This is a genomic window from Candidatus Uabimicrobium helgolandensis (genome assembly GCF_041508025.1).
Lineage (GTDB): Bacteria > Planctomycetota > Uabimicrobiia > Uabimicrobiales > Uabimicrobiaceae > Uabimicrobium > Uabimicrobium helgolandensis.
Genome location: NZ_CP165719.1, coordinates 8,016,942 through 8,042,412 on the forward strand (window position 1 = coordinate 8,016,942; position 25,471 = coordinate 8,042,412).

At 35.4% G+C, this 25,471-nt stretch carries 13 protein-coding genes; 5 read left to right on the forward strand and 8 right to left on the reverse strand.

Features of this window, described 5'->3' with window-relative positions; translation table 11 throughout:
• The first annotated feature begins 266 nt into the window (after positions 1–266).
• The 5 genes from UABHE_RS29530 (at position 267) to UABHE_RS29550 (ending at position 15,666) form a co-directional block, all read left to right on the forward strand.
• Complete coding sequence (locus UABHE_RS29530) at positions 267–1,553, forward strand: phenylacetate--CoA ligase family protein (RefSeq protein WP_372366962.1); 1,287 nt, start codon at positions 267–269, stop codon at positions 1,551–1,553.
• Positions 1,550–3,472: an alpha/beta fold hydrolase gene (locus tag UABHE_RS29535; protein WP_372366963.1), complete on the forward strand. Its 1,923-nt coding sequence runs from the start codon at positions 1,550–1,552 to the stop codon at positions 3,470–3,472. The genes UABHE_RS29530 and UABHE_RS29535 overlap by 4 nt, the downstream gene beginning before the upstream one ends.
• A gap of 323 nt (positions 3,473–3,795) precedes the next feature.
• Positions 3,796–7,167, forward strand: coding sequence for a hypothetical protein (locus tag UABHE_RS29540; RefSeq protein ID WP_372366964.1), 3,372 nt, complete (start codon positions 3,796–3,798; stop codon positions 7,165–7,167).
• Positions 7,157–14,392, forward strand: coding sequence for a hypothetical protein (locus tag UABHE_RS29545; protein ID WP_372366965.1), 7,236 nt, complete (start codon positions 7,157–7,159; stop codon positions 14,390–14,392). The genes UABHE_RS29540 and UABHE_RS29545 overlap by 11 nt, the downstream gene beginning before the upstream one ends.
• A 521-nt stretch (positions 14,393–14,913) precedes the next feature.
• Positions 14,914–15,666: a hypothetical protein gene (locus UABHE_RS29550; RefSeq protein WP_372366966.1), complete on the forward strand. Its 753-nt coding sequence runs from the start codon at positions 14,914–14,916 to the stop codon at positions 15,664–15,666.
• A gap of 90 nt (positions 15,667–15,756) precedes the next feature.
• Here the strand turns inward: UABHE_RS29550 and UABHE_RS29555 are convergent, their stop codons facing one another.
• The 8 genes from UABHE_RS29555 to UABHE_RS29590 all read right to left on the reverse strand — a co-directional run bounded on the left by UABHE_RS29555 (position 15,757) and on the right by UABHE_RS29590 (position 25,471).
• On the reverse strand, positions 15,757–16,029 hold the full coding sequence (locus UABHE_RS29555) for a hypothetical protein (RefSeq protein ID WP_372366967.1): 273 nt from the start codon (positions 16,027–16,029) through the stop codon (positions 15,757–15,759).
• A 3-nt stretch (positions 16,030–16,032) separates the two neighbouring features.
• Positions 16,033–17,859: an RIP metalloprotease RseP gene (rseP, locus tag UABHE_RS29560; RefSeq protein ID WP_372366968.1), complete on the reverse strand. Its 1,827-nt coding sequence runs from the start codon at positions 17,857–17,859 to the stop codon at positions 16,033–16,035.
• 34 nt (positions 17,860–17,893) lie between these two features.
• Positions 17,894–18,838, reverse strand: a complete 945-nt coding sequence (locus UABHE_RS29565; protein ID WP_372366969.1) for a hypothetical protein — start codon at positions 18,836–18,838, stop codon at positions 17,894–17,896.
• Position 18,839: 1 nt separating this feature from the next.
• Positions 18,840–19,070 (reverse strand): (2Fe-2S)-binding protein, encoded by a 231-nt coding sequence (locus tag UABHE_RS29570; RefSeq protein WP_372366970.1) that lies wholly within the window; start codon positions 19,068–19,070, stop codon positions 18,840–18,842.
• Between the two features lie 10 nt (positions 19,071–19,080).
• On the reverse strand, positions 19,081–21,000 hold the full coding sequence (locus UABHE_RS29575) for a serine/threonine-protein kinase (RefSeq protein WP_372366971.1): 1,920 nt from the start codon (positions 20,998–21,000) through the stop codon (positions 19,081–19,083).
• Positions 21,001–21,190: 190 nt separating this feature from the next.
• The gene (locus UABHE_RS29580; RefSeq protein WP_372366972.1) at positions 21,191–22,540 is read right to left on the reverse strand and encodes an ABC transporter permease; all 1,350 of its coding nucleotides are present in this window, start codon (positions 22,538–22,540) and stop codon (positions 21,191–21,193) included.
• 190 nt (positions 22,541–22,730) lie between these two features.
• Positions 22,731–23,693 (reverse strand): AAA family ATPase, encoded by a 963-nt coding sequence (locus tag UABHE_RS29585; protein ID WP_372366973.1) that lies wholly within the window; start codon positions 23,691–23,693, stop codon positions 22,731–22,733.
• A gap of 14 nt (positions 23,694–23,707) precedes the next feature.
• On the reverse strand, positions 23,708–25,471 hold the full coding sequence (locus UABHE_RS29590) for a hypothetical protein (RefSeq protein ID WP_372366974.1): 1,764 nt from the start codon (positions 25,469–25,471) through the stop codon (positions 23,708–23,710).

The window sequence follows — 25,471 nt, forward strand, 5'->3', positions numbered from 1 at the left end:
TAACTTTTCTTGTGCAGAATATATACTAAAAACTACGCTCTTACGAAAGGTAAATCAAACTTTTATACGATTAGTTATCTTCTCTTTGTGGTAGTTCCCTACAAGTAATTGTAGGGTCAAAAAAATAAAACTCGTTCACGCTCATACCTAAGGTAATTAGTTGACTTGTGAAACTTTATCTCTAAAATAAAGAATAGAGCCTTCCTCTTTTAAAATTGGCTTTGGGTATTTTTAAGTGACCTAACAAGATAATAGGAGATGCAAAAGTGGTACGGGAAGCCCAAAAAGAACAAACTCTTTCTAGAAAAGAATTGCAAACACTGCAAATACAAAAATTTAATGCTATGTTACGCAGTATTCTTCCTCAGAACCTATTTTATAATAAGAAAATAGGTACGTATCGCGAGATTAAATCTTTAAATGAATTACAAAATCTTCCACTTACAACGAAAGCAGAACTCCTTCAAAGCCAAAAGTTATTTCCAATATACGGAGATTTTTTAACATACCCATTGGAAAACTACGTGCGCTTTCACCAAACAAGTGGAAGTTCAGGTAAGCCATTAAAAATACTTGATACGCAAAAGGATTGGCAATGGCTCTTAAAATGTTGGAGCATTATCTATGAAATGACGGGTATCCAAAAAAACGATGTGTTGTTTTTTGCATTTTCTTTTGGTCCCTTTATTGGCTTTTGGGCCGGATTTGAAGGAGGACAAAAACTGGGAAATCGTTGTATTGCAGGTGGAGGAATGAGCAGTGTTGCTCGCTTACACTCTATCATAGATAATGAAGTAACTTATCTTTGCTGTACTCCAACATATGCAATGCGCCTTTTACAAGTAGCTCAAGAAAATAACATTGATATCGCTAGCTCTAAAGTTCGCGCACTGGTTGTTGCTGGAGAACCAGGCGGAGCAACTGGAGAACTGCGTCGAACACTAAGCGAAGGATGGAATGCACGCGTCTTCGATCACACGGGGATGACAGAAATTGGTTCATTAGGGATTGAATGTTGTGAAAATCCCGGATACACACACTTAATAGAAAGTGAATGTATACCTGAAATCATAGACCCCGAAACATTAAAAGTTTTACCATTCGGCCAAGAAGGTGAATTGGTTCTCACGAATTTAGGACGTTGGGGTTGTCCTCTAATTCGCTATAGAACAGGTGATTTAGCAGTGTTAACAAATGAGAAATGCTGTTGTGGTCGAACATATTCTCGTATGATAGGTGGAATTAAAGGACGCAAAGATGATATGATATTTATACGTGGTAATAACGTTTACCCAACGGCAATTGAAAACATCATTCGTTCTTTCCCTCAAATAGAAGAATTTCAAGTAGAAATAGTAAACGTTAAAGAAATGACGGAAATCTCTATTCGTATAGAGTGCCAAAAAAATATTAGCATTTCGCAGCAACTATCGCAAGCCATTCAAGATCAGCTTCACTTTCGCGTTCGTATTTCAGTCGTTTCTAACGGAAGTTTACCTCGTTTCGAAATGAAAGCTAAAAGATTTGTTTTTAAAAATAGGAAAACACTATGAAAAAATCTCTATGTATACTTAGTGCCACTGTATTTTTTTCGTTCTGCTTTGCACAAGTGCAAAGAGTCCGCGAACAAGGAAATTTACGTTTAGAAAATATCCCTGAAATACCACAAAAATTGATTGAAAGTCGCCTGCGTTATGAAAACACGCGCTCAGCTAATTTTCGCGGTTGGTTACCAGATAAGAAAGGGATGATTATTTCCACGCGCTTTGCTGAAACAACGCAACTCCACGTAGTCAGGAAACCAGGAGGAGCTAGAAAACAAATCACATTTTTCGCTGAGCCTGTACGCAGTGTAGCTGTCAACTCTAACGGTGGAATACTTTTTACCAAAGACATTGGTGGATCAGAGCTCTATCAAATTTTTCATTATGACCTCGCCAATTCACAATATCATATGTTAACAGATGGTCAATCGAGAAATAGTTCAATGCTGTGGTCAAACAAAGGAGATGCTTTTGCTTTTTATTCCACAAAACGCAATGGACGTGACTCTGATATATATGTTTGTAACCCAAGTTCTCAAAGACAATACATGACGATGGAAAGCACAGGTTTACGTTTTCCATTAAGCTGGTCTCCAGATGACAGCAAAATTCTTGTTATGGAGTATATCTCGATCAATGAATCAAAGCTTTATCTCCACGAGCTTATGACCGGTGAATCAGAGCAAATCAATCCTTCGTCGGAAAAAATTAGTTATGGAGATGCTGTCTGGGCTCAAAATGGCAAAGGGATTTATCTCACTTCGGATTTTGCCGGCGAATTTCGCCAACTTTACTACTACGATTTGGAAATGAAAACATTCACAAACATAACAAAACATATTCCTTGGGATGTCAATCAAATCGCCATGAGTAGCAAAAAATGGCTGGCGTTTACAACTAATGAAAACGGTATGACAAGCATTTACCTACACAATACTCAAACCAAAGAAGAAAACAAAATAGAAGTTCCTATCGGAACAATTGGTTCTCTTGGCTTTGATCAAAGTAGCGAAAATCTTGCACTAACAATTAATACACCACAGACACCTGGCGATATATTTTCTTATAATATACAAAGTCAACAATTGGAGAGGTGGACACACAGTGAAGTAGGAGGTCTCAACACCGAAAACTTTATAACACCAAAGCTAATACATTATCCTACTTTTGATAAAATAAACAATGAAGTGCGCAAAATACCAGCCTTTTATTACCGCCCAAAAGGTAACGGACCTTTTCCTGTTGTTGTACTAATTCATGGAGGTCCTGAAGGACAATACCGCCCACGCTTTAACTCTGGTATTCAGTATTATCTCAATGAAATGAAAGTAGCGGTGATTGCACCTAATGTCCGTGGGTCTGCCGGTTATGGAAAAAGCTATCTAAAATTAGATAATGGCTACAAGCGAGAAGATTCAGTAAAAGACATTGGTAAATTGTTAGACTGGATCGCCCTACAGCCAGAACTAAATAATAAAAAAATTCTTGTCGCCGGCGGCTCCTACGGAGGTTATATGGTATTGGCATCGATGGTTCATTTCAATGATCGTCTGAGCGCGGGAATTGATGTTGTTGGGATCAGTAATTTCGTCACTTTCCTCACTAATACCAAAGAGTATCGTCGTGATTTACGCCGTGCAGAATACGGTGACGAACGAGACCCTGCAATGAAAGAATTTTTACTAAAGATCTCCCCAACAACACAAGTACACAAAATAAACAAACCAATGTTAATTGCTCAAGGGTTAAATGATCCACGCGTTCCAGTAAGTGAAAGCGAGCAAATGGTGGAAATGATCCGCAAAAGTGGTGGAGAGGTTTGGTACTTCTTAGCAAAAGATGAAGGACATGGTTTTCGCAAAAAGAAAAATGCCAACTATTACCAATACACTGCGATACTTTTTATGCAAAAATTTTTACTGAAATAGCAAAAATCAAATTTTTTAATAAAAATTATTTTTTCGGGGAACTTAACTTGTTAAATGTCATCTAAACTAGTACTCCGTAGTATTGATCTGCGACCGGCGGTAATATGATATTTTTTGGTATTCAATCCTCATATTGGCTAACCGTCAACTATTCTCTCAAGGAGTTACCGACAATTAATCGATGTGAGGAGGCCGCATATCAGAGAATATCTACATTATTTTTAAAATTAACATTGATGTTTCAAGTACTAGCTCAGTATATAGACGTACCATTTCGACTGCGTCACTTAAAACGACTAAAATCTGCGAAAGGTTGTACTACCATGGCGAACAAACTTCTTTTATTGATGATGGTTTTTCTTTCGATACCATTATTTTGTCAAGAATCACAAGAAACAGAACGAGTTATATATGTTCCGTATCAACAGCTAGAACAGCTGTTTAAAAATAACCCTGATCAAGGGATTTACTTATCCTACGCTGAGTATCAAAAGTTAAAAACTCTTGCTAAAAAAGGAGAAGGTCAACCTGAAGAATTACCAGCTTTGGTACTTATTTCAAAGGCGCATTATCTATGTAAAGTACAACAACAATTTTTACACGTTACCGCAAAATACACAGTAGACACCTTGAGACCTGGCTGGCATAAGTTTCCTTTAAATTTCGAAGGCATCGGTATCGAAAAAGCGCTCCTCAACGGCAAACCAGCGTTTTTATCTCTTGAAGGGAATTCTTACGGACTTATTTTTGAACGCGAACAAGCTGGGCAAGATACGTTAGAAATTTCATTTGTTGTGCCTATTCATTTTGGTAAAACGATGAACGCGCTCGTTGAGTTCAATGTTCCTCGTTCTCCTATCGCAGAACTTGAGTTAAGTTTACCATCTTCCGAAGAAACACCTAACATGAAGGTGGAAATTACACCATCTTTGACAAACACCACTGTCAAAACAGAGAAAGAAACAAACATAAAAGCTCTTCTTGGAAACAACAATAAAATTCGTATTGCTTGGCAATCTGAAGTTGAACGCAAAGTAGAGATTAAGCAAATAGTTCATGCAGAGAATATTACAAGCTTAAAAATCGGTGAAAACTTTTTAAACATTACCACACAAATTCGCTACGATGTTATCCAAGGACAAATCAATCAAGTTAAGGTAAAAGTCCCACAAGGATTTACTGTTTATTCCGTAAAATCGACTATTGGGCAAGGTATCAATGATTGGAATACCCAAGAAAGCACTAATACTCTACAAGTGAATTTTCTCGAAAATGTAGAAGATAGAGGTGAGGGAAAAGTAGATCTTCTCCTTGAAATTAAATTGGAAAAAATAGTAAAGGATCTAACAGGTCAATTTTCTTTACCTAGATTAGAGGCAACAGGAGTAGAAAGAGAAAAAGGCTACTACACAATAAGTGTTAACGATCTTCACGACCTCAAAATTATATCACGAAAAGACATCAGTCAACTTGAGCTTAGTGATCTTCCTGCTCATATTGCACAGCAGGGCATAAACTTTCCTTTCAAGTATTTAAAAACACCTTATGAGATTACTGTAGAACTTACCAAAATAGATCCTGTCTACGAAGTCATTACGAACACCAGAGCCTACCTTGAAGAAACTACCTATGACTTGAATACGCATTTTGAATACAACGTCAAAAAATCGCGTATTTTCCAAACTCAGATTTCTATACCAAAAGGTTTTGTGCTACGTGAACTTTCAGCTCATGAACAAAATAGTAGCGAAGATCAAATAAAAGAACGATTTGTCAAAGAAGACGAAAATGTCGTTGCTATTACTTTCAAAAAAGCAATTACAGCCGGAAGTAAGTTAATTATCAAAGCGCATTTACAGAAAAAATTTGTAGAAAAAGATACCCGCGAAATTGAATTGCCTGTTTTTCAAGTAATAGGAGCGAAAAGAGAACAAGGTAACATTGGCTTAGGCGTAAAACCCAGTTTTAGTATCACAACAATCGCTGGTAGCCAAAAAAACGTCCTTCCTCTCGACAAAGAATTACTATTTGAAAAAGGAAGTAAACCGAGTAAGGAATCTGTCGATATTGGGCTTCGTTACCATAGTCACCCTATAGCAGCAAAATTCAAAATAGAAAAACGCGACCCATATGTTACAGCAGAAGTTTACGATTACATTAGTATCAATGATAATATGCTAAAACACGAATTTCACATATTTTATAGTGTTGAATTCACAGGTGTAAAGGAGTTTTCATTTACCTTGCCAAGTGCTATTGCCGTAAAAGTTCCGAAAAGTCGCGTTACTGATATGACAAAGTCTATCAAAGAGATTGATATCATTGAGCAAAAAGAGAGCAATACACATTTGTATAAAGTAGCGACTCAAAAAGATCTAAAAGGCTTATACAAACTAATTGTATCATACGAAGAAAATCTACAACAAATAGAAGAAGGAAAAGTTTTAAAATTAGATGTTTTCGAGTTAAAAACTCAGAACACTAAACGCGAAAATGGTTTTCTTGTCATTAAGAAAAATAATAATTTCTCTCTAAATTTTTCAGATGTAACTTTACTCGAAACAACTGATATTAACGACCAAAACTTCTCTCCTCGTGGTAACAAAACTGATGTTCTAGCTATATTTAAATATTTCTCCCATGGCTACAAACTATCTATTTTATTACAAAAACTTCAATTTGAACCAGTACTCAATACTGTAATCAATCGTTTGCACATAGTATCAACAGTGAATAAGGATTTCACAACTCAAAACGAAGCGGTCATATCTCTTATTAATAATCGCAAACAGTTTTTAGATTTTACTATTCCAAAGGGCGGTAAAGTAACATCTGTTGCTCGCCTAAGAATACCTTTGCGCTACAAGCGCAAGATAAAAGATCTTGAAAGTGGTGGTTTTTTTGTGCCAATTACTCCATCGCGTAACGAAGATGGTAGTGGCTATCGAGTGAATATTAGTTCTAACGTAAAAAAAGATGCTTCTTTCATACTCACCATAAAATACAACTACCCTTTACAAAGTGGTGAAATGGACATGCACGGTAAGTTTAGTCTTGATCCAATACAATTTGGAAACATACCTGTTTCTTACTTCACATGGGATTTGGGTTTACCTCGTGAATACGATTATATGAATATAAAGTCTAACTTAGTACGCAAAAAAATCGACGAATCTCGCTTAGGAATTTGGCACGCACTTCTAGATTTAAACAATGTTAACAACGCTGTGATTAAGCAAGATGCCGAAACGGGTGTTATTCCTTCGTATGATATCCAAGGAAAAAGCTATTCTTTTTCACGCCTAAGTGGCGATGGTTACATCAAAGTTGAGTATTTACACCAAAACTGGGTATACACTCTTCATCTTCTCATTTTTTTAGCGACGTGGTTTATCATTGCTATTATTCCCAAACTTAAAATCATAAGCCGCATTAACTTATCCTTGTTAGTTTCCGCAGGCGCTTTACTTATGAGTACGTTAGATTTACAAGGGTACGGATACACTTATATTGCGATTTTATACGGAGCAGGCACAAGCCTTGTTAGTGCATTTATTTTTGGAATTGCGCGCACAAAAAACACAGACAAAAAAGAACACACGTTATATCGCGATACCTCAAAAAGCTCGGAAAAAAACGCTGAATCAAACGATAGTAAGCAGGCTTCTAATGAGGAGATAAAAAATGACAAATAAATGGATACACTTTGCTGTACTATTTTTACTTGTCGGTTTACTTAGCGCACAAGAAACAATAAAACGCGAAAAGTATATATATGTTCCTTACCAAGACTGGAATCAAGTATGGCAAGGACAAAAAAAAGTAAAACTCACACAACAACAATACCAAGAACTGATAAAAAAACAGCCTTACCAGGCTGTACCACCTCAGGATATAGTAATGAAAAACGCTTCCTATCGTGGACGAGTACATGAGAATACTTTAATCTTTGATGTGCGAATTGAAATTGAATCTCTTGTTTCTCATCGTACATTTTGCGATTTTACTTTTGGGGAATATGGCTTAACACAAGCAAAATTAAACGATAAAGAAGCTCCTCTATTCTTACAAAGAATAGTAGATAATCCTTTCTCCAACAATGAAAATAACGATTTCAATAGAAACTTTGTTCAACAAGCCCAACAAATAGATCAAGCACCGGAAAATGAGCGTTTACAATATCGCTTACTTATACCAAACAAAGGTAGTCACGTTTTTACAATGAAATGCCATTTAAACATGGAAAGTAAACGCGACGTGTTATCGGCGAATATCGTATTAGGCGATTTTCCGCAACAAACATTTTACTTGGACACCTCTAACGAAAATACTTATGAAACAAATCCTGCACATCACATGGATGAAGACAAAGATCTTTTAACTATACATTTACAAAAAAAACAGGATATTTACCTTACAGTAAAACCAAAAGAAAAGCGCGATGAAAAAGAAGCTCTGCTTCTCGTGGATATCACTTCTTCACATCTGATAAAGTTAGACGCTATCAAATCTCGCTTTGTTATTAATCTCAATGTAAGACACCGTAAACTTAAAACATTCCAGTTCCTTATTCCTGAGCGTCTGTATCTACTTAATATATCTGAGAATCGCTGGGATATGAAGGAAACAAACAAAGGAAAAATTCTTACTATACAACTAGAAAAAGAGCTCTTAGGAAATCACAATATTTCAATAAATGCCGAAACCCAGTTGCTAGAACATGGTAAATTTATTCTTCCAAAAATTGTGGCCACAAGTAATTATCTTTTTCGGCAAACCGGTCTTGTTTATATCGAAAATAATCGCGATGTAAAATTAGAGCTGGTAGAAACAAAAGAAACCAGGCAACTAGATCAACACACAACAGCAAACAACTATAGGAATTTTAAAACCAGAAGTAAAAAACAAAAACGCGGAGATATACACGCTTTTGGGCAAAAACCTTTTATTACTATGAAAGCGTGGAATGAAAACTATGAGGTCAAACTCGATAAATCGCCTATCAAACAAGCCATCGAAAGTGATGTAGCTATTGGAATTAGTTTTTATCCTGATGGACTAGAATTAGTTGCTCATGTCAACTTCACCGTTATTGAAGGTGAAGCAAAGCAGCTCTCGATCAAGCTACCAAAAGGGTGGGTACTTACAAATATGAACACGTTTTTGTCTATGCATAGAAATCGATTTAGATCTATCAACTCTGACAATTACTATGTAAAAGAAAATGTACTCTACATTCCGCTTAAAAACAAACTAAAACAAGGGCACGTTTTTAAAGCTTCTGTCACTTTACAGAATTTAAAGCGTATGGAAAAAGGTACACGCTATATCGACTTGCCCTTAGTTGTGCCACAAAACGTTAAATATCTACCTTCTTTCTTAGGGATCATTGCTCACCAGGACTACAAAATAACAGCACGCGATTTCAAAGACTTGTCTTCTGTAGATTTAAAGATTATACGCAGTATCAATATTGACAGTAAAGATTTAAAACAAGGTTATAAAATCCACAATACAGATGCAAAAGGGACCATAGAAATAGAACAGAAAAAACCGCAAACATCTGTTTTGGCAACGCATTACATTTCGATACAACCTGAAAAAATTACTTACGCGACAACACTTGTCTATAGTGTTAAAAGTGCATCAGTAAATTCTTTTCGTTTTGCAATGCCCAAAGAATTTACAGGAATATTAAACATCAGTGATGGTCGAAGAGTTTCTCTTATCAAAGAAAAGAAAGATTATATTGAGAAAGATCTTCGTGTGTGGCAAGTTGATGCGCAAAAGAGAATAATTGGCAACTACTCTCTCTATTTGACATATGAAATTCCTCTTACCCAACAAACCGAAAAATATAAGTTTTTACCTATTTTATTTTACGACGTAGATTACATAAAAGGTTTTGTTGGTATTCAGAAAAATTCACGTTTGGAAGTAGAAAAGTCTACTAAAAATTTAGAAGAAGCACCGGCAAACGAAATGCCGCTTTTCGCGCATCCTAAGTTTATTAGTACCACTGATTTTTCTTATGTCGCAAAGTACACAAAAGAAGACTATGAGTTATCTTTGGATATAGGAGTTCACGATAAAGCAACAACAGCTCCAGCAGTTCTTGAAAACGTAGTTATTCGCTCTATTTTTCCTGGAAACGGAATGGAACGCGTGGAGTGTATATATAAACTAAAACACCTAGGAGAACAGTTTTTTAATGTTGAGCTGCCTTCAAAGGCAAATTTTTGGGCGGTGGTTGTTAACAATAAAGGCGAACGCCCTTTGCGTAACAACAACACCATTGCCATACCTATACCTCCCAACAGCGGCCATCCTATTAATATACGTGTGATGTACGAAAGACCAGCTCCTAAACTAGAAACAAATAAAACAATCAAACTAACACGTCCGCAAACAAATGCAAAGATCCCTGTATTGTCATTGGTTTGGCAAGTTTATTTACCCAAAGAGTATCAAATTCTTAGCGGGGTGAAGCAAAAGTTAGATGTTCCGTGGTACGAGCATGGCAGTCGTATACTAAAACGCTTGTACCAACATTCTAAATCAATAACAGTCTCTTATCCAGAAACGAGTTCAAATTCAAGCGAATCTCGATATTATGACCCTGCACCACAACAACAAAAAAGCGCAAGATATCCCAAATTAAGAAGTAAAGGTAAGAAAAAATATTCTTCTAACAAACCGAGAAAAACACAAAATTATAGAAGACAGGAAACTTCTAAGCGAAACGAAACTTTGCGTAAATACGCTGAAAAACAAAGAGTTATTCAAGACTTAGAGAAGAGTGTGGAAGAAGAACAACGGCTTGACTTCGATAATAACGAATCTCCTAGCGATGCCCCTGATAACGAAATAGCGGAAGAATGGGGTAATGGCGATGATAGCTTCGGCGACGATGCCGGATCAGGAGAAGAATTCGACGAAGGTAATTTCGGTGGAGATAGTTGGGGTCAGTCAGTCCAAGAAGATAAAAAAGCAGAAAAAGAAAGAAGTGAACTCTTTGGCGAACGTTATAAAAACAAAGATTCAAAGAACGATTCCAACATTTGGCAAAACCAACCTCAAGAAAAAAAACCTATTGGCAATATTATGGGTAAAAAAGGTTTAAAAAACATAGCAAGCGTAGAAACACTAAAAGCAAAAGGGCTACGTTCTATGGATATAGAGCTAAATACCTACGAAACTACTCTAGGAGTTAAAGCGACAGCACCTACAACGAGAAGTTTAGATATAGAATATAGTAAAACAACTACTTTTCGTAGTTTGATTATAGGGTTAATGGTAGCGTCAATGGCATTTTTTCTACTGATCTTTTCACAACACAAACTACCACGGTTACCTATTGTTTTTACACTTTTACTATGCGCAACTTTTGCACCAATGTGGTTTGGTAATTGGTTAATGCCTTATTGCAATGCATTTGTTCTTGGGCTTTTTATGTCTTTAATACTATACATGTTAGGTGGAATAATGCGTTTTACACTTAAAATAACAAAAGGTATTGGAGCATGGTTTGGTTTACAAGCAGCACTTGTTTTGATTTGTTTGTTTGTCGGAAGCAACGTAAGTTACGCTCAACAAGATGTTCGCCACATTTATATTCCTTATTCTCCAGAAGAAATATCAAAAGTACAAGACTCCAAAGACATATTTCTTTCTTACAATGAATACACAAAGTTGTGGAACGCTGCGCATCCAAAACACGAACAGCTATTACAACAAAAATTACCGAACTTCGCTTTGTACAATGCAAGATATGATGGAAAAATAGTAAATGATCAAGTTGTATTTTCTGCAAAGATAAATGTCGAGGTCTTTAAAGCACCTGCAAATATTGAAGTGGGTTTAGCAAATACCTCTGTTACCTCAGCAAGTTTACAAAGTCAGACGCAAAAAACAACTTTAGCTATAGATGCTTACGATGAAGGATATCGTTTAGTGATACCGTCTGCTGGCATTTATACTGTCGATTTGGAATTTATACCTCATTTTGAAATTGGACAAAAAAGAGGTAAAATGTCGATAGATATTGCCAACATTCCCACCACTCAAATTGATTTCCACTTAGAAAAGGATATGGATGTTGATTTACAAAATTTTAAAGGTGGTTGGTATGAAAAAACAGAAGAACAACAAAAAATTATAACTCTGTTTCCTAAAAACCAAAAAAATATTCAACTGCTGTGGTATGAATCTTCAGAGCGTTATCGAGCAAAAGGTTTAAATATATCGGCGACAAGTGTTCACCAGCTTAAAATACACGACAATATTTTACAACTGCAAAGTAATATCGCGTACAAAGTAGCGTCTGGCGAATGCGAAGAACTGGCAATGAAACTTCCTCAAAATTATAAGATCATTGATTTTGGGTGCACAAACCTAGAAAGCTGGGTTCTTACAAAAGAGTTGGATCATAATCTCATTAAAGTGAGGCTTGCTAATAAACAATATCGCAATTTGAATGTGTTCATCATTGCAGAAAAAAGGCTTGATTCAATGGAAGGAAAACATTTCTATCCTGAAATACAACCACTAGGAGTAAATCGTGAGAATGGTCATGCGACCATTACTTATCAAGATCCTTACAAAGTTTTGGTTACCAATCAATCCCAAGTACGCAAAGTGAATAGTAAATTCGTCGCCGGAAAGTTTTCCGAGGTATTTCGCTATAATCAACATCCTTTTTCATTAGAATTTTCAGTGATGAAAGAACACTTTAACAATACAACAAAATCAACTACTGTGGTTGCTATTGAAAAAGATAAAGTAAATGTTGAACTAAATACAGAACTCGAAGTAAAAGGAAAACAAACTTTTCGCTACCACGTTTTGTTGGGCAAAAATTGGCAAGTTAATAAAGTACAACAAAGTAAGAGATATAAAGGTGGTATTACTAATTGGCGTTTAGCTGATTTTGATGAAAAGCACAACATTCTAGAAATCACATTTTATCGCAGTATAAAAAAAGACGGTAAAATGAACATGTATATATCCTTGGAATCTGAGTATGAAACGCCTTTTTCTTTGCCCGTTTTTCGAGGTCAAAATATTGCATACGAATCGGGAACCATTGTCGTCGCTTCTTCAGAAGATTTAGAGCTACACACTTCTGACATAAAAGGAATTCAACAAATAGACGCGACAAAAACGCACGTTAGCGATCGCACGATGGTAAAGCGTTTTGCTTATCGTTATCAAGATACAATTTATGAAGGTAAGATTCATATAGAATCTCGTAAAGCAGATGTAAGTGTAAAAAGCGTTGTCAATCTTTTGGTAGAAAACGACTGGATTAACTTTGGGTATTTTTTAAATTTTGATATCAAATATGCTGGCGTTGATTCTTTTAACTTTCGGCTCCCAAAACTAGTAGGAGAAGATGTCGAAGTATTGGGAGAAAACATTCGAGAAAAACGTGTTGTTGTCACAGAAAAGTACATTTCTGTGATGATTAAACTGCATAACAAAATCAAAGGTCTGTACCAACTAAGTGTATTCCCAAATATAGTAAAAAACAAAGGCACAGGAATTGTTTTTACTCCAATGGTTTTTCCTGATGAAATCAAAAATCAAACACACATTGTTGTTCAAAATCAATCGCAATACGAAATTTCTGAACAGACAATGAAGGGTGTATCACCGACAAGCATTCATCAAGTTGCATTTTTACCACCACAGACAAGAAAAACCGATTTTATACGTGCATACAAAGTAAACTTAGAAGACTGGGAATTAACTTTTTCAGAAAACAAACAGAAAATAGAGCATTCTGTTCATGCAGTAATCGATGCTATAAAAATAGACTCTGTTGTTCAAAAACCTGGGAATTGTTATCATCGTGTAGTTTTTAATTTACGACACAGTGGATTACAATTCTTAGAGTTGGAAAAAGATCCGCGTATCAGAATTTGGGGTGTTTTTGTTGCTGGTCGCTTTGTTCGACCTTCGCAAAAGCAAGAACAAGGTAAAGAGATTATCTTGATCCCTTTATACCAAACAGGACATAAAGAACAAAAAATATCCATTCGTATTCTCTACGATGAAAAAATACCAGATTTAGCCCATAAAACTTCTCTGGCTTTTGTTTCTCCTAAAGTCAGAAACATAGATCAAATAAATGAAGTATACTGGGTATTACATGCACCAAAAGACTTCCTTTATCGCTATGGTGGTAATGTTAGTAAAGTTAATAAACGATCATTTTCAGCATATGCTGGAGGAAACGCGGTAGAGAATTCATTATCTTCAGACGAAAACAGGAGAAATATCAACAAAGCACTTGCGAATAGCAATGCCATCAAAAAACGCCAAGATCAGTGGTTTAAAAGACAACAGATGCAACAAAACATGTTCTTCGAACGATTGCAAGATTCCAAACAACAATTAGATCTTCGGCAAAATAGATTAAATATGGATAGTATCCAACAATATGGAGCAGATAACTTAGAAGCAGCACAACGCGTACGCCGTGGAAGTAAGAAAAAAATAGTTTTACAAAAGAAAACCGGCAGACTCGCAGGAGAAAACCAATCTTTATTTGTTAAAAACCAAAACAAAATTTTAGAAGTAAAAGCTCGTACACAGCAATTTAAAAAACAACAACAACTAGCTGTATCTTTTAATTTTGATATAAAAAAACCTGGCAACTTACAAAAAGCGTATTTTACCAAAAAACAAGGAAATGCTAAACTCGAAGTGTTTTGCTACAAGCAACCGCGTGAAGACAAACTTTGGGTATTAGTTCAATTTATTGGGCTATTATTCTTAATCGTCTGCGCATCTGTATGTAAAATATTTTCTCTAAAAAACTACTCGTTTCGCAGATTTGTTTTGACGATAGTCATTATTTGCGGTGTAATATTTATGTGTGCTTTTCCAGCTTACATTCACTATATTTATGTATAATTTCATAAACTAAAAGTGAGTTGAGGTATTCAGCTGTTTTCAATACTGTATCCTTTGTTGTAATCCTTGCAAGTTTAAGGAATCACTGACACCCTGTGAAAGCAAGAAAACTAAAGACTGAGAAGATTCTATAAAGAATACTCATATATTACCGTCATTCCTGCGGGATCAGGGACCATTGTCATGAAGTTAAGAAAATTTTCTTTATATTGCAAGGGATGCAGAACCATGCTATTTGTAAATCACTATATGCAAGATTTCAAAAGCATATGGCGAAAGTAGTAATTCCAGCATATTTTTTTAAAAAATATGCCTGGACCCTGCTTTCGCAAGGATAACATGCCACGGCAAGCCTTACAACATAACAAGTTAATCTTTGCTAAACATCATAAAGCTTTTGATTTTTCTGGCTTAAATCCTTAACTTAATGACATTGGTTCTGCTTATGCAGAGATAAAAGCACACCTGAGCTTAGTTAAGCGAAGAACTCGCAAAATAAAAGTCTATGTTTATTGAGATTTATGAAAGAGATCGCTATGCCATTTTTCCGTTTAATAATCTGGCTTTTGATATTAACTCCTTTCGGATTTTGTCAAAAGCAATATCTCTATATAAAAGAAATTCAAATTCATAAACTAAAGCAAAATGGAAAACATTGGGATAGCTTCAAAGGGAGCCCTGATGTAGTATGCAATATTTTTACTCTACAAGATGGCATTTGGAAAAAAACGTTTACAAGTAAGGGCTTCAACAATACTCTTAAAATTGATAGCGAAATGGATACTCAAATTGAAGTATCTGTTAATTTTCAAATAAAAATAGAGATTGTCGATTTAGATTTGGGTGATCATGATACTATAGGTAAGCTAGATATTACAATGAGAGAAGAGGATTTTGGTAACGGCCTCCGTGAGATTTCTTTTGATCGCATTGGAAAATTCATCTATTTTTTTTCACCTTATCAAACAAAAAAAGAAAAGATTTTTGCCGAAAAAGTAAATGAGGTTGCTAATAAGAAATTAGAAGTGTATCAGAAGTCAGTTGCCAAAGATATAGATTCTTATAAAAAGACTATTGTTGAACAAAAAAAAATAATACTTGAAAATAAAAATCGTATTGACGAATACACAAAAATAATAGAGCACCTTACAGAAAAAATTCAAAAATTGCAAAAAGACAAAGAAGATGAGGCTTGGGATAATTTCGATGAGGATCTAAAAGAAGATCTAAAAGACGATGATCTTTTAGATGAAAATCTAAAAGATGATAACTAGTCTAGAAATTAAGATTTCGAATCTTAGTCAATATTAAAGTAGTGACTCGATAAATATTTTCTCAAGTCACTTACTTTTTCTTATACAAACCTAATACTTAACAATATCACCGAGTAGGCTAATAGAAATCATTTCCGACTTTACTATATTTACCTGTTTGCGATTGATTTTTATCCCGTATTTCGCGGCTTCCATTACATAGATTTCTTTTGTTTTGTTAAAGTCACTTTGGTCATGAACATCAACATCTTCCATTACTAAAAAAAAATCTCCCACCTTTTGCAATCGCCCTATAAATAGATAGGACGACTTGGTATCAATCACAACTTCTTGCTCTAAGAATTTGCTGAATTCATCTTCCATTTATCAGCCTCCAAAAACCCGCTGGATATCGTTAGCAGTGACATAGATAATGAGAAACAGTAAGAATAAAAACCCTGCATGATTTATCCAAATTAACGTTCGCTGTGAAAGGGGTTTACCGTTAATTTTTTCGGCAGCTGTCAAAATAAGATGTCCACCATCTAGTACAGGAATAGGTAGCAAATTAATAATCGCTAAGTTAATACTAACAAGTGCTAAAAAGTAAATAAATCTTCCCATTCCTAATTCTAAATATGTATGGGAAGCAGCAAAAATCGTTACTGGTCCACCAAGAGTCTTTGAAGAAACCTTGCGGCTAAATAAACCTTTTAACATCAAAAATATATGCTTTGCCATATTTTTTGTGTGAATCCATCCTAGCCGGCATGAATCTAAAAAACTAGAGGATTTAATAAGAGTAAGCTCATGGGTCAATTGCAGAACTGGAATATCAACCTTTTTTGCCTCTAGAGTTGCTGTATATGGTGCTCCTTCACGTACATAAGTAACTGTAAGGGGTTTTCCTTTTGATTGTTGTACTGCATTATAGATATCAGACCAACCTCCAAGTACAGATCCATTCATTTTGATAATCTTATCACCCATTTTCAAAACTTTACGTGCAGGATACGACGCCATGACTTGACCAATGTATAAGTCAGACACAAAATACATTTTGTTAATAAACGTCTTTGCATCTTTAACAGTAAAAGGAATAACAACCTCCGCATCATCGCGAAGAACTGTAAAATTTCGTTCTTTTTGCGATAAAGCTAGTTCATTTTCTAAAATCTCATTGTTTAATATTCTCTTGCCATCTACTTTCACAAAAGTATCGCCTACTTGAAAAGGTGAATTGTGATCTAATTTCAAATTCCCTATTTTCAAAAGACGAGAGCGAATACCTATTCGATGTACGGTATATTGCTGAGGAGTAATTGAAATAATTCTTTCTTGATCATCGCGCTTTACAGTAATTGCTAAATCACTATTCTCCATTTGTGAAATAGCGCGCTCAACTTCATAGCCATCGGCGACCTTGATCTGTTTTCTTTCTGTTGCAGGTAAACTCCCATTGGCAACACCAACAATCACATCTCCTGTACGGAACCCAGCTTTATAGGTTAGAGTATCTTCTTTTACTTTCATGGCCGTTTGCATTGGCGGATAAATTCCAATAGTAGAAACTCCGCGTACTTCATCATATTTAGGAAAAACGGTGATATTTTTTACTTCGCCATCGCGCTTTATTTTTAAAACAGCGCCCTTCGGACTACTAAAAGCTATCTCAACAAACAAATCGCTAAAACTATAAATTTTACTTCCATCAACCTCTAAAACAATATCCCCTTTTTCTAAGCCAGCTTCCCACGCAGGACTTCCGCTTTGTACAAGACCAACTTTAGGAACAAGAAATTTAGAACCTACTTGAAAAGCAATTGCCATCCCAATAAAACCAAAAAGGGCATTCATAAGCACGCCAGCAATAAGAATTCGCGCACGTTGTCCGGGTGTTTTCGAAAAAAATTCATCAGATCTCCCAGTATTTTCTTCTGGCAAATCACCAGCCATTTTGACATAACCGCCTAAAGGAATTAAATTAATGCGATAATCTGTTTCTCCCCATTTTTTGGAAATAATGGCATTACCAAAACCTAAAGCAAAAGCCTCAACTCTAACTCCTTCATATTTCGCAACAACAAAGTGACCAAGCTCATGAATAAAAATAAGAAAACCTATTCCGCAAATAACAAGTATCCAGTTAAGTACACCTTGCACTACGCTCAAAAGACCTGCTGCTAAAAATATCATCAGAATACTGAAGAACATCACCCTACCTCTTTCTAAATTCAGGGACTACCTATTATTTTTTCTCAAACCCTTTAGACCGCTTATTGATTCTTCGCGTTGACGTAATTTGCGAGATCATTTCATCTTTATTTGAACGCTGCTTCGCAAGTATCTCCAACTGTTCATCGAACTGGTTTTCATTCATAATATCACCTATTTGCAATCGATCGTATCTCATATCGTCCAAAGGAGATTCTTTGCGATTTTTTTCTATTTTTGCCGTCAAACTTTCTGGTCTATTTTCAAGTTGTTTTGTTTCCCATTTTATTTGACTTATCTCAAGATTAATACCATATTTATGAAAAAAATATAGCGAATGATTCAATTTTTTTTGAAGTTTTCTTTGTACAATAAGATTCTCGAGCACTTCTTCACCATCATGAGAACCAATGATACAATCAAAATTTATATTTGTTAGGTACATATCAAAAATTTCATTTATTTCGCACAAATGTATAATATCTTGACGGCGCAACCAATTTTCGACTAAGTGAATATCATAGTCCTTATTCAAAGATACTTTTATTTTAAAAATAGCAGATAAATCATAATTATCATTACTTGTCAAATCTTCAATTATATATTCCCAGTTAAATACTTTTGTACACACAAAAGCAATTTTGTTTTTAGATGGCAAAGGCGCTTGAGAATTCAACCATACACTAAAAAGTGTTCTATTTGTAGAAAACCTATCAATTATTTTTGTTCTTTCAAAAATAATGACATCCGTATTTTCAGAAAGAGAAATTTCTTCCGTGTGATCTTCTGATTTTGTTAGGAGAAGAGAACGGATATCTTCCATTAATTGCAGTTGCTCTTCATCTACTTTTTCACCAAGCTTTTCTGGTTCTGGCAGGACAGCAACAAGAATGTCCTCTGTTGCAAGTGGGTATAGATCTGTTTGATAAATTTTATCTAACTTTTGACGAGCAATTGTTTGCCAATTTAATATTGCCATTTTATTCCCTTTTGCTAAAACACTCGTGAATTAAGTCTTCGATCTCTGGGCGACATCCTCCGCACCCCTCGCAAGCAGAGCAATGCATTTTTACAGCATCCACTGTACGACACTTGTGCTCTTTTATGATAGTAACAATTTCATCTTTATGCACTCGAAAACAATAACAAACTAAGTCTTCTATGATTTGTATACTCTTTTGAGATTTTTTTTTCTTACCAAAAAATTTCATTCAATTGGCCTTATTTTTTCATATTTTGTAAATGCTCTAAACAACCCACAAACCACAACTCATGTTGTGCATTTTCGTATTTTTTCGCAATCTCTAAATTCAAATTATAAATGCACTCTAGCACTCTTTTTACCTTTGGAGAACATCCAATCAGAATTTCTGCGCTTTTGACGCTATTAAACGCCAATACAATATTTGTGTAGTTTTCTTTAATAGGAGAAACATCCAAATTCTTTTGGTACAATCCAAGATGACGCAATGCTTGTTCTATAAAAGAATCGGCTGATTTATACAACACCGTACGGCTTTGTAATTGTACTTTCCGTTGCTGAATTCTTTGCGCCGTTTCTTTTGCTAAAACAAATTTTTTCTGCTCAAGTAAATCTTTTGTCTTGCCTAATAGACTTACATCTGCATCATGCTGCCACGATCTCTCCATATTCCACATAACAAGGCCAAAAATAACGACCGTTCCCAATAAAATAGAGAAAAAAACTGTTAGAGATACTTTCGAGCTCTTCCATATTTTAAAAAGATTTGAATTCAATTTGGCTTTAATACTCTCTCCAAAAAGATAACGATTAATATCGTCAGCCATTTCTTTAGCACTACTGTAACGATGCTCAAGCTCTTTAGACATCGCCTTTAAACTAATTATTTCAATATCCGGAGGTAGATAAGGATTAATTCGCGATGGTTTTTTAGGCTCCTTTGAAATAACATCTGCTATTACCAAGCCGAATGATTCTCCTGAAAATGGAGGTTGTCCAGTGATCATCTCATACAAAATTGCCCCAAGAGAATAAATATCACTTCGCGCATCAATAGTATCTTTTCCGCATGCTTGTTCAGGGGACATGTAAGCAGGAGTTCCCATTGTTTTTCCACTCTGGGTGATAAATACACTATCAGCGTTAAGAGCCTTTGCCAACCCAAAATCCGTCAATTGTGGTGTTCCATTTTTATCAATCATAATGTTGCCAGGTTTAACATCGCGATGGATAACGTTTTTAGAATGAGCATATTCTAATGCAAGAGCAATATCATGAATAATACGCAAATTTTCACTATATGTTAGTTGCTTTTCTTTTAGATACAAAGATAACGGTTCTCCTTCAACATAATCCATTGTAAAATAATTGACACCGTTAATCGCATCTGCATCGTATATATTTACAATGTTTGGATGCTGTAAACTGGCCGCTAAACGCGCTTCACGAAGAAAACGTTGCGTTTCTTCTACCGATGGACACTCCCACTGCCGTAGAACTTTTAGCGCTACAGTTCTTTTAAGTCTATCATCCCAAGCCTTGTAAACAACCCCCATTCCGCCACGAGCAATCTCACTGATAATATCGTACGAACCAAAGTGCTTTGGGATCGATGTTTCTATCAAATTAAGCCTACCATCAACAGAAGCAATGCGTGTCATTTTGTCTTCAAAAATAATCGCATCAAGGTCTTTTTTTTGTATCTTTAATTCAATTTCTTTCTGAATCTTAATAAAGCGATTTCCTGAAAGAAAACGACCACTGACCATAATCTGCCCTAAAGTTTTCTTTCGATTTGGAACTGCACTTTGAGTTTCGAAACATTTATTAATGGTTTCAAGAGGGCAAAATCCATGCGCAAGCACTATACGCGCAAACAATATATCGCGTTTAGCTTCTTCTGGAAGGAGATAAGGGTTAATCTGACGCTGCGTCCTGTTATTTTTGTGAGAAGGAAAAGCTTTTTTCACCGATAATAAGAAATTTTCTAAATTTTCTTGGATTGCAGGAGGAAGTAAATTTTTATCGATCAGCGACTGTAGTAAGTCATCTGTAGGATTTTGCTCCATCTCTTTTTGAATTGCATCTAAGATTTTAGGGGGAACACATTGAGTCGACTCTAAGATCGAAACCAACGCATATCCTGAAATTGCTGCCACAATAAAAACCTTTCGCAAAAAAAATAGATATGGAGCTTATTGTATATACGCTATGCACAAAAGTCAAGAAAAGACAAAACTAAGACACCAACAACAAATCCCAGCTTTAACCTTAATTATTTACACTTGTGACTTTTGGCTCATATAGCTCCTCGTTAACATAACTCGTAGCTTGTGATTCAATACTCATTTATTTCTGAATTGACCAGCCTCTATTTGCTAAAATAACTCCAACAGTGCTCAAAACAACTAACAAATACCATAAACTCGCTGCGCTTAAATCAGCCCGAGCTCCGTTATGAAGTAAAGTCAAAATTCGAATAGCAAGAGTTGTTGTTCCTGGAGCTATCACCAAAGTAGAGACAATTGTTTCTCCCATACAGAAAATAAAAATTATAGCTATACAAAACATTATTTGCCGACGACAAATTGGTATAACTACGCGAAAAAAAACTTGCCGATAATTATAACCATCGATATATGAAATCATTTCCCAGCGATTTGTCATTTGTGCAAAAGTAAAATACATAAACATTACTGCTAAAGGAAGAAACTTAGCTGTTAATGACCAAATAAGAACGAGAACTGTATCCTGGCACATATAAAAAAAATCACCAATAATTCCAAGAGTGCTCAAAAAATTTACAATTCTTACCGTCGCAATCCCTGCAATAGGGCCGGGCACAAATGCAAGCCATAACAATGAAGCAATAATATAAGTAGAGGCTTGTTTTCTTGCTATCAACCAAGCTATTGGCAATGATAATATTGTAATGGTTACTGCGGAACACATACAAACATATAATGAATGTATAATCTCTCGTTTGATCGCGTAAAACACAATCATCCACTTCGAAAACGATTGCGTAATATAAAGAAGCACAGGAATAGAAAGCCAGAACAAACTAATAACAGCAAAAGCAACAAATTGTGTTTTGTATTTTCCAAATGAATATAAAAATTTATGCGAACTATTATATGAAATAGTTGGTTTATAAAAACGCAACAATAAAATAAATGATACCAAAATCAAAAAACAAGGAATACACAAATATAAAGCTGCTTCAGGCTCATAATAAATATTAAATAATAAGTAAATTTTTTGCGTTAATGTATTTTGCAACCCCAAAACATCCGTTACTTTTACGTCAGAAAAGTGGATAAAGAAAAGACACAGACCAAGTAACAAAATATTTTTTTTGATCATCGGCAATAAGATAAATAGAAATGTATAGAAAGGAGAGAAACAAAGTCTTGATTCTATTTCAATTTTTTCATCAACATTGTGTAACATAATACCACAACAAATTGTCGCTAAAGGAGCATAAGCTAAACCACTTACCCATATGCAACCATAAATATTATAAAGTGAGAAATCAGGCATTATTTGCAGTAAATAAGGAGTTAATATTCCACTACGTCCACACAACCCTAACCATGTAGATATTTGGATATGAGATGGAATTGCGATAGCAGCAACAACTAAGTATTTACCTACATTTTTCCCAGGAAAATCAACCCGAAATAACAGAAACCCCATAAACATTCCAATAACTAAAGAGAGCAGTGCGCTGCCTCCACAATAGAAAAAGGTATTTTTCATCAACAAAAGTAAATCGTGTTGTAAAAAATGAGGAGATATTTTTTCGCCTGTATATATAGTTTGTATTAAAACAAAAAAATAAGGGGCTAAAAAGATAGTAACGAGAAATGTATAAAGTAGGAAACCTTTATTCTTCATCATCAATAGGTACAACTACACTATTTAAGATATTGAGAATAATTTTTTCACTGTCTGTACCACTAATATGCGCACGCGGATTAATAATAATACGATGGCAAAGAATAGAAGGAGCTAATTCTTTTATCATTTGCGGTGTAACAAAGTCCTTTTGATTAAATAAAGCATATGCTTGGCATGCGCGCATAAGAGCTAAAGAAGCGCGAGGACTTGCACCAAGATTTATATCCTTGCTTTCCCTAGTTGCTCTTACAATAGCAACTAAATAAGCTTTAATACTATTAGAAATATGAACGCGACAAACCTCTTGCTGCAAAGCATTAATTTCTTCAATTGAAATAACAGGGGTTATATCTTCTAAAGGGTGATGCTCTACCTGAGCATTGAGAATTGCAATTTCTTGACTTTCACTAGGATATCCAAGCTGAATACACATAAAAAAGCGGTCAAGTTGTGCTTCAGGCAATGGAAAAGTTCCATGCTGTTCAACAGGATTTTGAGTCGCGGTAACAAAAAACAGTTGAGGTAAGATATGCGTCACACCATCAATAGTGACTTGCTTTTCTTCCATACATTCTAACAGACTCGATTGTGTTCTTGGAGTTGCGCGATTAATTTCATCACCAAGTACTATATTTGCAAATATAGGACCTTCGCGAAATTCAAATTCCATATTTTTTTGGTTAAATATAGAGACCCCGGTAACATCATTTGGTAAAAGATCAGGTGTAAATTGTATGCGATTAAATTTTGCAGAAATAGATTTAGCAATTGCCTTAGCTAAAACTGTCTTTCCAACTCCAGGAACATCCTCTAAAAGCAAGTGGCCTTTGCAAAGTAAAGTAATAAGTGCTAAGCGTACCGCCTCTTCTTTTCCGACAATAACTTTGTTTATGTTTTTTTCTAATAGCCAGAGCTTTTCAATAGTAGACGCGCGATCATTTTCTTCCATTTACTTAAGATTCCTTATTCACATTGTAGCCAACTAAACCAAGTCGGATGATTTTTACGGTACCAAGTTAAAACCTCTTCCAAAATTTTTTGCTTCTCTTGAGTGATTACATCAACAGGTATACGGTTAAGATAAATTTTTATACAATTGCCGTCAAGATATTCTAATGCTTCCGAACAAAGAGTTTGCAATTCATTGCGAATTCTGCCAGAATCAGAAACTTTAACAGGCCGCTCTTTGTAATTCTCTCCGTTCATAAATCTTATAAGTAGAGGATTAAAAACTAAGTGGCTTTCTTCTAAATTTTCTTGTAAACGCAAAGATATCTTTGTTACTTTGCAGCCCTTTTTTGTTGCTAAACGCACAGTCACTTGATAAACATTTTCGCCAATTTGGTTTACACCTTCGGCTCCTGTGTAAGGGTCAGGGAGAATATATCCACATATTCCCATTACTCGCCAGATTTTCTCAGGAAAAAAATCAGCCACATTTAAATTCAAATTCATCGGGATACCAGCATCTTTTGCTTCGTAGATATAATTTTTATACTCTTCTATTTTTTGCGGCGACAACTCTTCGCCAAATAATTTTCCTAGCTCAGAAGAAAATTCAGAGCTAAGAGGATCAAGATGCATAACTTGGCTTTCTTTTTCATAACTCAATTCAAACTTAGAAGAAAAAAGAGCTATAGCTGCGTGAATATCCAAAAGAGGCGAAAGACTTGCAGCCTGAACAGCTTCTGCCGATGCAGCATATCCATCACAGAGAAATACATGCTGTTCGTTATCTTCCGTCCAATTCTTAACCATAAAGCAAGGTTTATATGTTCCAGAGTCAGTAAATGTATTCAAGCCGCTTGGCAATTTCCAATCATTATCAACTAAATGCACACCTAATTTTTCCCATGATTCCCATAAAGTGCCAATGCGTTTTCTACGGCTATCTCCGCGCAAAGTCCAAACATGAACATTTTCTTTTTTGAGCCCAGGATAACATTTCAAAACCATTTGTAATACTTTTTCGCGAGGAGTAAAAAAATTGAGCAACAATGAGTTTTTTTCTGCTTCGCGAAGTACAGCTCCAGGTACAATAAGATTCCCCATATAACCTTCATAAGGCTTTGTCATACAAAGAGGCTGATCAAATATATGAATGATAGTGAGTGGACCTGTTTCTTTTCCTTTTGCAAAGCGCGATGTATTTTCAAGTGTATCAATCGCTGCTCCCCATATAGTAATGTTCGCTTTTTTAATATCTCTGTAGAACATTTCCCAATTATACTCATCATCGTTAATAAGGTTTTTTACTTTACGCTCTAAATATTTAGCTACCTGCGGGCGCGCATATATTCTTCCAAAACCCAAAAGAGGATTGGATCCCATTTCTGGAGTTTCCCCTACTTTTGGCATAAGTCCTTCACCTAAACATACCATAATAGCATGGTTCTCCGGTAAAGAGCGTGACAAATACCATAAGCTCTCACTCATTACATACGCTGTAATAGCATCGGCATCTTTTTTTACTTGATTCAGTTCTTTTTTATCTGTATTTTTACCATCAGCATAACGTCCAAAAAGCTTTCCACCTAAAGCTGTTACCGCTGCAGTCATCACTAAAGCACGCTCTAAGCCAGGCTCAACAAAAGATAGATCATCTACTTTTTGTTCTTCCCAAGTTTCCTCTATATCCTCTAACCAAAGATGCAAACGCCCTAGTATAGAACGAGTATCAAACGCCCATTGAGCAATTATATTTTTTTTGTCCATTGATGTTGTCAC

Excerpts from the sequence above, each read along its gene's own strand:
- UABHE_RS29535 (WP_372366963.1), top strand. The coding sequence starts at position 1,550 with ATGAAAAAATCTCTATGTATACTTAGTGCCACTGTATTTTTTTCGTTC.
- UABHE_RS29540 (WP_372366964.1), top strand. The coding sequence starts at position 3,796 with ATGGCGAACAAACTTCTTTTATTGATGATGGTTTTTCTTTCGATACCA.
- UABHE_RS29545 (WP_372366965.1), top strand. The coding sequence starts at position 7,157 with ATGACAAATAAATGGATACACTTTGCTGTACTATTTTTACTTGTCGGT.
- UABHE_RS29550 (WP_372366966.1), top strand. The coding sequence starts at position 14,914 with ATGAAAGAGATCGCTATGCCATTTTTCCGTTTAATAATCTGGCTTTTG.
- UABHE_RS29555 (WP_372366967.1), bottom strand. The coding sequence starts at position 16,029 with ATGGAAGATGAATTCAGCAAATTCTTAGAGCAAGAAGTTGTGATTGAT.
- rseP (WP_372366968.1), bottom strand. The coding sequence starts at position 17,859 with ATGTTCTTCAGTATTCTGATGATATTTTTAGCAGCAGGTCTTTTGAGC.
- UABHE_RS29565 (WP_372366969.1), bottom strand. The coding sequence starts at position 18,838 with ATGGCAATATTAAATTGGCAAACAATTGCTCGTCAAAAGTTAGATAAA.
- UABHE_RS29570 (WP_372366970.1), bottom strand. The coding sequence starts at position 19,070 with ATGAAATTTTTTGGTAAGAAAAAAAAATCTCAAAAGAGTATACAAATC.
- UABHE_RS29580 (WP_372366972.1), bottom strand. The coding sequence starts at position 22,540 with ATGGGGTTTCTGTTATTTCGGGTTGATTTTCCTGGGAAAAATGTAGGT.
- UABHE_RS29585 (WP_372366973.1), bottom strand. The coding sequence starts at position 23,693 with ATGGAAGAAAATGATCGCGCGTCTACTATTGAAAAGCTCTGGCTATTA.